11 protein-coding genes are annotated in these 12,210 nt (G+C 43.4%); 4 read left to right on the top strand and 7 right to left on the bottom strand.

What is annotated here, in order from left to right:
* Positions 1 to 100: 100 nt before the first annotated feature.
* From pyrE to IPZ60_RS09950, 4 genes are all read right to left on the bottom strand, one after another.
* Entirely contained in the window at positions 101 to 823 is a 723-nt protein-coding gene (gene pyrE, locus IPZ60_RS09965) for an orotate phosphoribosyltransferase (RefSeq protein ID WP_194197651.1), read from the bottom strand.
* Between the two features lie 61 nt (positions 824 to 884).
* Positions 885 to 1,907, bottom strand: coding sequence for a hypothetical protein (locus IPZ60_RS09960; RefSeq protein WP_194197650.1), 1,023 nt, complete (start codon positions 1,905 to 1,907; stop codon positions 885 to 887).
* 339 nt (positions 1,908 to 2,246) lie between these two features.
* On the bottom strand, positions 2,247 to 3,086 hold the full coding sequence (locus tag IPZ60_RS09955; protein ID WP_194197649.1) for an SDR family oxidoreductase: 840 nt from the start codon (positions 3,084 to 3,086) through the stop codon (positions 2,247 to 2,249).
* Between the two features lie 112 nt (positions 3,087 to 3,198).
* On the bottom strand, positions 3,199 to 5,385 hold the full coding sequence (locus IPZ60_RS09950; protein ID WP_194197648.1) for a DUF4105 domain-containing protein: 2,187 nt from the start codon (positions 5,383 to 5,385) through the stop codon (positions 3,199 to 3,201).
* Between the two features lie 164 nt (positions 5,386 to 5,549).
* Here IPZ60_RS09950 and ampD point away from each other — a divergent pair, with 164 nt between their 5' ends.
* The 3 genes from ampD to IPZ60_RS09935 all read left to right on the top strand — a co-directional run bounded on the left by ampD (position 5,550) and on the right by IPZ60_RS09935 (position 8,501).
* Entirely contained in the window at positions 5,550 to 6,137 is a 588-nt protein-coding gene (gene ampD, locus IPZ60_RS09945) for a 1,6-anhydro-N-acetylmuramyl-L-alanine amidase AmpD (protein WP_194197647.1), read from the top strand.
* A 135-nt stretch (positions 6,138 to 6,272) separates the two neighbouring features.
* A complete protein-coding gene (murJ, locus tag IPZ60_RS09940) occupies positions 6,273 to 7,823 on the top strand; it encodes a murein biosynthesis integral membrane protein MurJ (protein WP_194197646.1) in 1,551 nt (516 codons plus the stop codon).
* Between the two features lie 120 nt (positions 7,824 to 7,943).
* Entirely contained in the window at positions 7,944 to 8,501 is a 558-nt protein-coding gene (locus tag IPZ60_RS09935) for a hypothetical protein (RefSeq protein ID WP_194197645.1), read from the top strand.
* A 54-nt stretch (positions 8,502 to 8,555) separates the two neighbouring features.
* Here IPZ60_RS09935 and IPZ60_RS09930 read toward each other — a convergent pair whose 3' ends face one another.
* Positions 8,556 to 9,155, bottom strand: coding sequence for a GNAT family N-acetyltransferase (locus IPZ60_RS09930; protein ID WP_194197644.1), 600 nt, complete (start codon positions 9,153 to 9,155; stop codon positions 8,556 to 8,558).
* 267 nt (positions 9,156 to 9,422) lie between these two features.
* Here IPZ60_RS09930 and ribF point away from each other — a divergent pair, with 267 nt between their 5' ends.
* Positions 9,423 to 10,466, top strand: coding sequence for a bifunctional riboflavin kinase/FAD synthetase (ribF, locus tag IPZ60_RS09925; RefSeq protein WP_194197643.1), 1,044 nt, complete (start codon positions 9,423 to 9,425; stop codon positions 10,464 to 10,466).
* Positions 10,467 to 10,555: 89 nt separating this feature from the next.
* Here ribF and IPZ60_RS09920 read toward each other — a convergent pair whose 3' ends face one another.
* Positions 10,556 to 10,795: a DUF2789 domain-containing protein gene (locus IPZ60_RS09920; protein WP_194197642.1), complete on the bottom strand. Its 240-nt coding sequence runs from the start codon at positions 10,793 to 10,795 to the stop codon at positions 10,556 to 10,558.
* Between the two features lie 334 nt (positions 10,796 to 11,129).
* Positions 11,130 to 12,113 carry a malate dehydrogenase gene (locus IPZ60_RS09915; protein WP_240215757.1) on the bottom strand — a complete coding sequence of 328 codons (984 nt, stop codon included), beginning with the start codon at positions 12,111 to 12,113 and terminating at the stop codon, positions 11,130 to 11,132.
* Positions 12,114 to 12,210 lie beyond the last annotated feature (97 nt).

Here is a 12,210-nt window from a genome sequence, read left to right as displayed (position 1 = left end):
CTTACGTTGTATTATTAATAGGCAGATATAAGCGATTAAATAGGTAAATACAATCTATTCAGAATAAAATATGTCCGCTCATAAAGCCATCTAAGACAAATTATACGCCGTACTGCGTGCGATAATGCTGCATTTTTGCAAGCTGAGTCGCATCTTTGTATTGGCTATTGTCATCTGCTAAATAGCTGATTAAATCATCAATATCTATGAGTGCACGCACTGGTACTTCTAAGGTCGAGGCCAGCTCTTGAATAGCAGAATGCTCAGCTTGACCTTTTTCTTTACGATCAAGAGCGACGATAATACCGGCAACGCTTGCGCCCGCTTGCTCTAATATCTCAACCACTTCACGCATGGCTGTGCCAGCTGTAATAACATCATCTAGCACCCAAACTGCCTTGCCATTGACATCAGCACCCACCAAGTTACCACCTTCACCGTGGGTTTTGGCTTCTTTACGATTGTAACCCCATTTAGCATTGATACCATGATGGTTCCATAGCGCTTGTGCGGTGGCAGCAACGAATGGAATGCCTTTATATGCGGCACCAAAAATAACCAGCTCTTGCTCATCGGTACCATTATTGGTAGCGGCCATCTGCTCAGCTAAGGCGTCAGCATAACCACGTGCTAACAACGATAGCATCTCACCTGTCGCCAGCAAACCTGCATTAAAAAAGTATGGGCTAATACGACCAGACTTGAGGACAAACTCACCGAACTTAAGCACTTGGTTATCTAAAGCCAATTGAATGAATTGATGCGATGAAAAAGTAGTTTGAGCATTAGATGCTGAATTATTAGGTACATGAGCATTGGACATGAAGGCATTCCTATTAACGAAAATGAGGGCAAAAAATTGGCATTATTGTACGCATTATTGATCAGCTTGACCAACCATTGATGTCGTAATCCTGCATATTGGGATAACGGGTCAATAGACCACTGCGTGATGAGAGATTGAAATAGCACTGACCATCATGACTCACTTGTATCTCCCAACCCAAGTGATAAGCAGCAACAATAATATGTCCCGTAAATAGACGCACCTGACGGTATGCATGACGCTGTGATGGCTCGCAAATGATCTGACTGAGCAAATAACTGCGTACATGCTGACAAATTTGCGCCGCGCTATAGCTATGATTGATACTTTTGCGCGTACTGCACTGCTGCAACGCATGGACGGCAACACTACACGCCATGATATCAGTGGCCAGACTACCCTCACCCGTCTCAAACTGCTGCGGCTGCAAAATCACTTGCCAATCATCGGCATAAAGGCTACTGAGTAGCTCATCAGGATTATAACGTTTGGTCAATGCACGCAGGGATGCTGAATCATCTCTAACGCTACTATTACGGGCATTACGATTACTGGCATCACCATTCAGACCAGCGCTTAACGGACTATCAGCAAGTGTGAAACCATAACGCTGTAGTTTTGGATAAGCCTGAATCGCTTGCTGAATGTCTGACATATCTAACAACGTCATATTCGTTAATGCTGACAACAACGGTTGCTCGCTATTATTATGATAAAAGCTGTCCGGAAACTCTGCGAGCTCTGCTGCATTCAGAAATGACAGATACTCACCCAAGTCTTCTGAAGCAATCAACGCCCACTTCGATAGGCTGTCTTTGTTGGGCTGATAAAAACGGGCAGCTTTACCATATAAACGACGTAGCTGAGTATTTAGACGACGCGCAGGCTCTGGGATATCAGTCAAAGGCCTTGCAGGGTCAAGTGGAGACTGCTTTGGGTCAAAGTTGGGATGCACGATGGCAGGTTGTTTACTATCAGCAAAAACAGGCGACTGCTCAGCACTGCCTTCTGTACGCTTGCCACCTGCTGCTGTTATGTCAGCACTGGATAAGCGGTTATCAGAAGTAGAAGGCTGGGTCATGAGAGCTCCATAGACTATAAAATATAAAACGAATAAGGTAAATCAGATCGAACGGTCATCTTATACCATTCACAAAAATTAGAGTAGTGAGGAACACGAACGCCAGTACTATACATTATCCACTGAATGAGTTTAGTCACGACTACACTTACTTTTTTGATGTAGGGCGTGTTCTCAATTTGAAAATGGTGATAAAAATGAGATAAATTGCAGCCAAACAAGGAAAGTAGTACAGATAATGTCGAGATACTAGCAAGCTACTTGATGCAGTTTAGCAAATATTTAACCATTTTTAGCCCATTTGAGGCTTAATGCTCAGATTGAGGACATGCCCTAGCATTATGCTTGATGACGCAAAATATCACAGTAACCTGCTTGCCAATCAGGATAATCTAACCAAGCTAATGGAATGTTGCTGTGTAAGCGTTTCCCCGTAACTGCGGTTTTTTCTTTATCAATGCCAGGAGGTGTCTCATCTATTTGCTCACTTAACCAAACACCCAACTCCAATGTTGTCACTGGCGCATAGTCAGTCGCCAAATATATTGGCTCTGGCGACTCCATAGTCAATACATTGGCAATAATATTGACCAAATCGCGATCCATAATTCGATTGCTCCAATGGCTCACGGCCACTGGCTCTTTTTGCGGCTCGCGGGCCTTACGTAAGCGCATTAGACGCGTACGCCCATAGATACCACTTGGACGAATGATGACGGCTTTATCATTGAAACTCTGCTGCAAAGACTGTTCCGCCTGCAATATAACCTTTGATGCGGCGCGTACAGGAGTCATCGGCGTTGTATCTTTGTCAATCCACTCGCCATTGTCTTGGCCATAGACACCAGTTGATGAGATAAAGACAATGCGCTCAAGGCTGGTCAGATTTTCTGCAAGATTTGCCAAATACTGACAAATCGCTAAGTAACTATTCTGATAGCCACTGGCTGAATACTCATCAGGGGTCACGATAATGGCAATATGCGTAAAACCTTGCAAGGCTTGGACCGTCAGCGTTAATGCATCGGCTTGTTTAAATGTTGCTTTATCATCCAACGCATAATCATACCGCTCACCACGGGCTAGACCCGTGACATTCAAGCCATCCTGCGCAAGCTTATTGGTCACTGGTAATCCAATATCGCCTTGACCAATAATCAGTAAATTTTGCTTACTCATCATATATCCTTCATTTAGCCCAATATCCGGAGATATCATCAACCATCATACTCAAATGCCATCCCTAAGAAAACCCTGTCTCAGAAGAGGCTAAGTTGATAAAGGTATCAAATTAAAAATAGCGTCTGTATGAAAGCTGTACATCTTCATTGCTATCAACACGATCTTGCCAATCATAGTTAGCATTGATACGTAATGCTTGTTTTTTATCAATATCGTATTGCAGACCTAGCGTCGATATCGGTTGCCAATAGTGACCGCGGACGTTCGACTCATCGCTGCTGCCATGATACCAATATGGCAGTTGCAATTCAGCCTGCGCGCGTAACTGATTGTTAATCTGATAACGACAACCTGCATTCACGCCTGCACCAACACGAAAGCCTTTATTAATACCGCGACCTGCTTGAGTCGTGCCGGACAACAAGGTGTAGCATAACTGCGGCGGCATCTCACCAGTTCCTGCATTAGGCGTTCCAAATGCCCAAGACCACCCTGTCTCATAGCCTACGCTCCCCACTAAATGGTCTGTACCATCTTCCTGCGAGCCGTCATTGACGCGCGTCGCTTCGATGCTTGCGCCCCACGTTTTACCTTTTTTGGCAGAGTTAACAGGATTAAAAGAACGACCGCGAATTAACGTGGCATTTTGCAAGACCACATTTTTTGGCTGATTGTCTTTATCATTATCCGTATCATATAGACGTAATGTCGCCGCAATACCTTCTAGATTGAAAAACTGTGGATATCCTGAAGAGCGGTCAAGCGTATCATGGAATCCTGCCCGCAAGCCCAAATCGATATAGTTATTGTCACCGCGCTGCCCTATTCCAATACTCCCCAATGTCAGTGGATGTCTGTCAGTCGGGTTATTGTCTGATACAACGATACTAGTCGGTAGTAATGTTTGCTTATCAACTGACATGCTCGAAACAGCATTGAGCTGAGCAGATTTAATCTCATCAATCGTCTGTGTGGCACTGTTCTGGTAGCCGAGTTGCTCACGCTGCTGTTTCATTTTATTTAATTGGGATTGGCGTAAAGTACTATCCGCTGGCGTGTAAATACTACTGGCAAGCAAGCCTTCACTATTGAGTAACTGCACGACATCTGAGGGAATGACCGCATAAGGCAATCTACTCAATAAATGCTGCTGCGGGCGCACTACGTCAATTAGACGCAACACCTCAGACGCGCAATTATCTGTGGTGAAGTAATATGGTAACTTTAAATCTTTGGTTTCCCAGACATGCAACATGATTTGCTGCACTTCGCTTGGTGTCAAATCCAATTGATAGGTCCACGTATCGCGCTCATCTCCCTGTAGGTAATTAACGAGCTTTTCAGGATAAGGGTCAATCTCAATAAGACTGTCATAAGCACCAATCATTGACTTGACGGAGTATATCGGAAAGCTATCCTCAGGATTGCCATCTACCGTATAATTCAGCGCATGAGCGTGATGAATTTGGCTAGGATCAGCGACGCTTTCTTTTGAGTCGATACGCAGCAGAGTATGAGCGAACGCTGAAAGAGGATTGTCCAAATATTCCTGTGCAAATATGAGAGACAGCTGCTCAGGTGCAATCGTTTGCATCCACTCATCCAGCTCTGGACAATCAACTTGTAGCGCTGTGTCGTCAATATTCAACGTATCAGTCAGCCATTGTACTCGCGCTGGAAAACGGCATAGTACAGAGTTACTATCAACAGCACGACTACTGACAGAATGACCATCGCTTGTTTTGGCAGAATTTTTATTAGCGGTCTGCTGATTAGTAGCGGCCTGCATTTCGTCAGCCAGAGCAACAAGCAATGCATCAAGCTCTGCACCTGAATCACTCCGACCGTTTTCACTTAAAAAGAAGCCAGCGTCATCAACCATACTGGTGTTTTTTTTCTTACCAATTAAGTTTTTTTGATCATCAAAGAAATACAGTAATCGTCGCCATGTTGTATGCTGTGCCAGATTTTCTGTTTTTGCTTGTGTGCGCCACGTGGCTAATAACGATTGAGCACTACTGTCTTGTACGCCTCGCATACTTTGCGTGCTATTAGTTTCTTCTGCAACGCCATCATGTGGCATATTATATGCCACCGTATGTGCCGTATTACTATCTATCGTCGCTTGTGGCTCACTAGCCAATTCACCTGTGGTTACTAGCGAGTCTGGCGTTGGCAAAAAAGCCTGTGCTTGGCCAGAGAGTAGTAACCCAGCGATAGCAAGTGGCAAACAGGCTCGTTGGCAAGTTATTGTTAAGGTACTATCGACTGATAGAGACATAGGCTTTGTAGCCATGAGATAAAACCTCGCACGTTATTATTCATACGCTGATAGCGTGATTAGGGGCTGACTAATAATACCTAATGTAATGTTAAATAAAACAATCCAAAACCCGTTTTCGACCTAGATTGTTTAAATCTCTGGGCCGTGTTTGATAAATTTTAGTAAAAGAGAATATTATGTCCAAATCATCCTCAATGACTATTAAAGATGGCTTATTATCTGCAGCCACATGGCTCGCATCGCCTAACAAAAATATGCGACCAGCAGATATGAATATCGACACTATCGTCATTCATAATATCAGCTTGCCACCCAACGAATTCGGCGCTTGCGACACTGATGGCACTCACTATGTTAAGGCGCTGTTTACCAATCAAATAGATTGGAATGCCCATTCCTACTTTAAAACCATAGAAGGGGCCGAAGTTTCTGCGCATCTATTTATCGAGCGTGATGGGTCGATCACTCAGTTTGTAAACTTTAACGAGCGTGCTTGGCATGCCGGTCGATCAAGCTATTTGGGACGACCTGAATGTAACAATTATAGCATTGGTATCGAACTCGAAGGGTCAGATTTTACGCCTTTCACTGACATGCAATATGACAGGCTCGCACAGGTCGTCAGTGCTATCTATGAAGCTTATCCTAAAACTCGTCGTCACTTGACAGGTCATAGCGATATCGCGCCAGGACGTAAGACAGATCCTGGTGATTATTTTGAATGGACAAAACTGCGTGAAAACGTTGCCGTTCTATTAAAATAAAACACCCTATTTTGTCCACATGTCATATTCCACATTCAATCCATTTATCTCGATTATGAAAGTGATATAATTCGTCAGTTTTTCAACACAGAAAATCAGCACACAACCCAATACAACTTAGCAAGATAGGTTCTCATGGCAAAAAGTCGGTTATTTCGTTCAACCATGGTGGTCAGCAGTATGACCATGCTGTCTCGTATTTTAGGCCTAGTACGCGATGTCGTATTGTTAGGTGTTTTTGGCGCTGGTGGTCTGATGGATGCCTTTTTGGTCGCCTTTAAGATACCCAACTTTTTGCGACGTCTATTTGCAGAAGGCGCTTTTAGCCAAGCGTTCGTACCTGTTCTATCCGAATACAAAGAAAAGTACAGCCTACAGCAAGTACAGATTTTAGTCAGTCGCACTTCAGGTGCTCTGTTAATGGTTCTATCCATGCTGACAGTCGTGGTTATCTTAATCGCGCCTTGGGTCGTGACGTTGTTTGCACCCGGCTTTGCCGATCAACCCGATAAATTTGCCATCACTGCTGAATTACTACGCCTAACCTTTCCGTATTTGCTATTCATTTCCATGACGGCTTTTGCCAGTGGTATTTTGCAAAGCTACGGACGATTTGCTGCACCAGCGTTTGCACCAGTGTTATTAAACTTATGCATGATTGGTGGTGCACTGATTTTCGCCCCAATGTTCGATACCCCTATCATGGCACTTGGCTATGCCGTCGCTATCGCAGGTTTGCTACAGTTTTTGCTACAGCTGCCACAGCTATGGCAACAAAAACTGCTGGTCGCTCCAAAGATTGACTTTCAGCATGAAGGCGTTCGCCGTATTTTAAAACTTATGCTCCCTGCCATTTTTGGTGTTTCTGTCACTCAGATTAATTTACTATTAAACACCATCTTTGCATCATTAATGATTGGTGGGTCGGTTTCTTGGCTCTATGCGGCTGAGCGTATGAGCGAGCTCCCACTAGGATTGATTGGCGTCGCAATTGGTACAGTTATTTTGCCAAGTTTGTCTAAAAGTGAAGCAAAGCAAGATGACGTCAGCTTCAAAAAGACGATTGATTGGGCGGCACGCTTAATTATATTGGTGGGTGTTCCGGCATCAGCAGCACTATTTATACTTGCAGATGTATTAATGCAAGCGCTGTTTTTACGTGGTGAATTTACCTTACGTGATGCACAAATGAGCTCGCTGGCATTGCGTAGTATGGCTGGTGGCATTTTAGGATTCATGTTGATTAAGATATTTGCCCCTGCATTTTTTGCACGTCAAGACACTCGAACCCCTGTAAAAATCGGCATCATCTCCGTCATAGCCAATATGGTCTTTAGTGTTATTTTTATTGGTATTTTCTACTTCTTGGAGATTCCACTACACGGTGGTTTGGCGTTGGCAACTACAGGTGCGGCATTTGTAAACGCAGGGCTATTGTATTATTTCTTGCATAAGCGCGATATTTTCCGTTTTGGCCCTCATTGGAAAAAACTATTTGCCCAGTTTGCCATTTCTACAACCGCGATGATTGCAGTGCTGTATTTCATGTTGCCCTATTTCCCTGCCGATGATGCTCAGTGGCGACGTATTGCTGCTCTTATTATTATGTGTGCCGTGGGTGCTTTGGTTTATGGTGTGGTATTACTCGCTACAGGCTTCCGCCCCCGCCAACTAAAGCATGGCTAAACATACCAAACAAGGCCTTAACTTACGAAACCAAAACAAGCTTGGCCTGAGAACTGACAGTGTTCGGTACGAATATTTGTCATAATAGCTTATGCATTAATAAATAAATTTTGAGGTCTTATGATGACTAAACAGCTGATACTTCCACGCTTGCCAATCTTATTTGCGACTGGTCTACTGAGTACTGGATTGCTTCTGAGTGGTTGTAGCAATGATGTCGATACAGAAGAAACGGTACACAAAGTAGAAGTGGCCGATTCTCATAGCGCAACTGATGATGAAAAAACAGCTGACAGTGAAAAAGTAGCTGATGATGACAAAGTAGCTGATAGTAATAAAGAGGCTGCTCAGCAAAAAAGTCTAGTCACCAATCCTACTGAAGTTGGCACACCAGAAGATACGGTCAAGAAAGCATTGGATAGCCTGTACTACGGTGATGTGAAACAAGCCACTGGATACTATGAAGTAGATATGGCAAACTTTGAAGAAGAGCTAGCGAAAACTCAGTCTGCCTTTCAGCAAACCGTGGAGGGTGTCACTATTACTGACACTCAATACAACGATGACAAAACTCGTGCCACCATCACTGGTGAACTGATGTTAAAAGGACAGAGTGAGCCTGCACCCTTGACTTATGAGCTACAAGAAATAGACGGTCAATGGAAAATCTTAGGCTAAAGCATCACACTATCAAGCATGATGCTGTTTGATTCTTTTTTTATCTAACTGACTTTAATCTTCTTTCACCGCTTTTCCAAGCATGACGACATCGGCCATAAAACCCTCCATATCACAAACCTTTGGCATATAACCCCATTGCTCAAAATCAAGTTTACGGAACAACCCTAAGCTTGGTTGGTTGTGCGCGAAGATAAGCGCGATGATGTTTTGAATCCCTAAGCTTGATGCTTGAGTAAGCATCCAGCGTGTCAGCAAGCTACCTAGCCCTTTTCCTTGATGCCCTTCGTGCAAATAAATACTAATCTCGGTGCTGATATGGTATGCCATACGCGCATAAAGATCACTAAAACTGCCCCATGCCACTATCGATGATGACTCTGCTTGCTCACCACTTTCGGTAGTTTCTGTCACTGAGCGAACAACATAAATAGGTCGCGTGGCACTATTTAAATGCTCATCAAACCAATCTGCACGCTCTTCACAGGTCACTGGAACAAGGTTGGCTGTTGCTTGCTTACCTGCAATGCTTTGGTTATAAATCGCTAATATCTCTGGCAGGTCTCTCTCACTTGCGCGCTGTACGATAAAATCGTCATTGAGATTGTGTTGGGGTAAGGTAGATGGCACAGCATTCAAGGCAACATCGGACATAGGAGCTCCATAGTTAGTTGGTCGTATGATTCGCAGGAATTTTTAAATACAGCTGATTGCTAACGATAGTCGTCAAAGGAAGATAAGCGAAGTGGTTCTGTTCTTTTAAAATAGCGGAACTGACAGCGCCCTACTTATATAATGAGTAGACTATAGGATGTTAGTATAGCCATTTTACTTTATAATGGCTGATTTTAGACACATCGATTTTTGGTATGGTGTGTTTTTCTTTTTTTATCTGGTCTTATCTATCATAGCTGAAAATTTATGAACACCTATTTTCTTGAGCAACTGATTGCGTCACCAAGTACACTGCCTGCCAATATTAGCCATGTAGATTTAGCGCCCTGTGTGCTCACTATAGGCAATTTTGACGGCGTACATTTGGGGCATCAAGCGATGCTTACACAAGTCAGAGAAATTGCACAGGCGCAAAATCTTGGCTCTGCTGTCATGATATTTGAGCCACAGCCTCGTGAGTTTTTTGCGACAGCCACTGCGCCTGCTCGCTTAACCAATCTCGCTGAAAAACAAGCCTTGCTAGCAGAGTATGGTGTTGAAACTTTGATTGTGGCGGGATTTGATACAGATTTCCGGTCGCTATCCGCACAAGCATTTGCAGATATTTTGGCCAAGCGTTTGAATGTACAAGCTCTAGTACTAGGCGATGACTTTAAGTTTGGTCATGACCGTACTGGTGACAGTCAGTTTTTGCGTGATTATGGTCTGGATGTGACCAACTTACATACTGTCACTGACAGTAGTGATAATGCGGCACGTATCAGCTCTACTCGTGTGCGTGATATGCTGTTGGCTGGTGATATTGATGCCGCCAATACCTTACTAGGTCGCGACTATGCCATTACAGGACTGGTCGTCCGTGGTGATCAAATTGGCCGCACGATAGACTTCCCTACTGCCAATATTGATCTAAAACGCTTAAAGCCTGCGTTGCATGGCATCTTCGGTGTCGATGTGGTCAGTCTCGATGATAATGGACAAATAATTCCTAATGGCCTAACTGTAAATGCGGTCAACGGACAAACTGGTATAGCAGGATTACGTGCTGATAGCTTGTTTGGTACAGCCAATGTCGGTACTAGACCTTCGGTAGACAAAGCGCATAATTGGCGTCTAGAAGTTCATTTCCCAGAGCTGCAAGCTGATTTATATGGCCTGACTCTACAGGTTCGATTTTTGCATTATCTGCATGGTGAACGACGTTACGATGGCTTAGAGGCATTAAAGACTGGCATTCATAACGATGTAAAAGAGTTGATTGAGTGGCGAGCAAAACAACAAATCCGTTAGAACAGATATATAAATCATAAAAAAACCCACAGCATGAATGTTCGTGGGTTTTTTTATGAGACAGCTTTTTTATAAATTTGCTTTTACAACTAGGCATCTGGGTGCATACGTACGTTCAAATCATCAATAACTTCTACCCATTCCGCATCTTTTTCCCATTCCTCTTGCAAAAACATACGCTGATTGTCAGTCCAAACACTCGACTCTATCAGCTTCTCTTCTTTGGCCAGTTTATGTGTTTCAATAAAGCTATCAATTGCCTCATCTGAGCTATCAAGTCCTAGCTGCGCAAATAATTCGTTTATATTATATTCAGGTTCATTCAACATATTTTTCTCCCTAGATAATGCAGGTTTAGCTGTGATTATTATTTATGTTTACCACTTTATTGTAGCAGGCTCTATTTTAATAGCTGTTAACCAACGTTTATCTAACGTTATCAATTGTATTAATGGCAGCGGTCCAATTTTATATAAATCAAATACGACGTTAGGCTATTATTTTTGGTATCTTGCTTATTTTTCTTTGCTTGCCTTACTTACCTCTAAGTGTCTTGAATTAGCTAAAACCATTGCTTATTTTTCCAAGACACAAAAAAGCCCTCATATTTCAGAGGGCCTTTTTATACTGCCGTTGCTCTTACCACTTAAGCAAAATATCTACTTATGGTAGTAAGTGTGCTACTGCATCACGCTCTTCGCTAAGCTCTTGCTCAGTCGCAGCCATTTTCTCTTTTGAGAAATCAGATGATACATCAACGCCGTCTACGATAGACCAGTCGCCGTTAGTACACGTGCATGGGAATGAGTAGATCAAACCTTCCGCGATACCGTATTCGCCGTTTGAGTAAACGCCCATTGATACCCAGTCGTTCTCATCAGTACCAAGTGCCCAAGTGCGCATATGTGCAATGGCAGCATTGGCAGCAGAAGCGGCAGATGAAGCACCGCGAGCTTTAATAATTGCTGCGCCGCGTTGTTGTACTTCTGGGATATAAGTGCCTTCGTACCAAGTACGATCAACTAGATCTAGCGCTGGCTTACCGTTTACAGTACAAGCCGTTAGATCTGGATACTGAGTTGATGAGTGGTTACCCCAGATGATCATTTTTTTCACGTCATTTACAGTGCTGTCAGTTTTACCAGCCAACTGAGCCATGGCACGGTTGTGATCCAAACGAGTCATAGCTGTGAAGTTACGTGGATCAAGATCTGGTGCATTGCGTTGAGCGATAAGCGCATTGGTGTTCGCAGGGTTACCCACTACCAATACTTTTACGTCACGGCTTGCTACGTCATTCAATGCTTTACCTTGTGCTGAGAAAATCGCAGCATTGGCTTCTAGCAAATCTTTGCGTTCCATACCTGGGCCACGAGGACGAGCACCAACAAGTAAAGCATAATCAATGTCTTTGAATGCAACATTAGCATCATCAGTTTGGACGATGCCAGCCAATAATGGGAATGCACAATCTTCCAATTCCATGACCACACCCTTTAGGGCGTCAAGTGCTGGCGTGATTTCAAGCAATTGTAGAATAACTGGCTGATCTTTACCTAACATCTCGCCAGATGCAATACGAAATAGCATAGCATAGCTGATATTACCAGCGGCACCAGTGACGGCAACACGTAAAGGCTGTTTCATTGACATTGAATACTCCCTAATTAATTATTAGATAATTCATGATTCTAATTGATGACTCTAATGAATGATTATCATTTTAGATATCGACTTGTTTGCT

Origin of the sequence: Psychrobacter sp. NG25, from assembly GCF_015234355.1 — a bacterium.
In the GTDB taxonomy this organism is placed as follows: Bacteria; Pseudomonadota; Gammaproteobacteria; order Pseudomonadales; family Moraxellaceae; genus Psychrobacter.
This window is presented reverse-complemented; position numbering and strand designations above follow the sequence as displayed.

Coding starts and splice junctions, on each gene's coding strand:
- murJ (WP_194197646.1), top strand. CDS start 6,273: ATGGCAAAAAGTCGGTTATTTCGTTCAACCATGGTGGTCAGCAGTATG.
- IPZ60_RS09920 (WP_194197642.1), bottom strand. CDS start 10,795: ATGTTGAATGAACCTGAATATAATATAAACGAATTATTTGCGCAGCTA.
- IPZ60_RS09955 (WP_194197649.1), bottom strand. CDS start 3,086: ATGAGTAAGCAAAATTTACTGATTATTGGTCAAGGCGATATTGGATTA.
- IPZ60_RS09960 (WP_194197650.1), bottom strand. CDS start 1,907: ATGACCCAGCCTTCTACTTCTGATAACCGCTTATCCAGTGCTGACATA.
- IPZ60_RS09915 (WP_240215757.1), bottom strand. CDS start 12,113: ATGAAACAGCCTTTACGTGTTGCCGTCACTGGTGCCGCTGGTAATATC.
- ribF (WP_194197643.1), top strand. CDS start 9,423: ATGAACACCTATTTTCTTGAGCAACTGATTGCGTCACCAAGTACACTG.
- IPZ60_RS09930 (WP_194197644.1), bottom strand. CDS start 9,155: ATGTCCGATGTTGCCTTGAATGCTGTGCCATCTACCTTACCCCAACAC.
- ampD (WP_194197647.1), top strand. CDS start 5,550: ATGTCCAAATCATCCTCAATGACTATTAAAGATGGCTTATTATCTGCA.
- IPZ60_RS09935 (WP_194197645.1), top strand. CDS start 7,944: ATGATGACTAAACAGCTGATACTTCCACGCTTGCCAATCTTATTTGCG.
- IPZ60_RS09950 (WP_194197648.1), bottom strand. CDS start 5,385: ATGGCTACAAAGCCTATGTCTCTATCAGTCGATAGTACCTTAACAATA.
- pyrE (WP_194197651.1), bottom strand. CDS start 823: ATGTCCAATGCTCATGTACCTAATAATTCAGCATCTAATGCTCAAACT.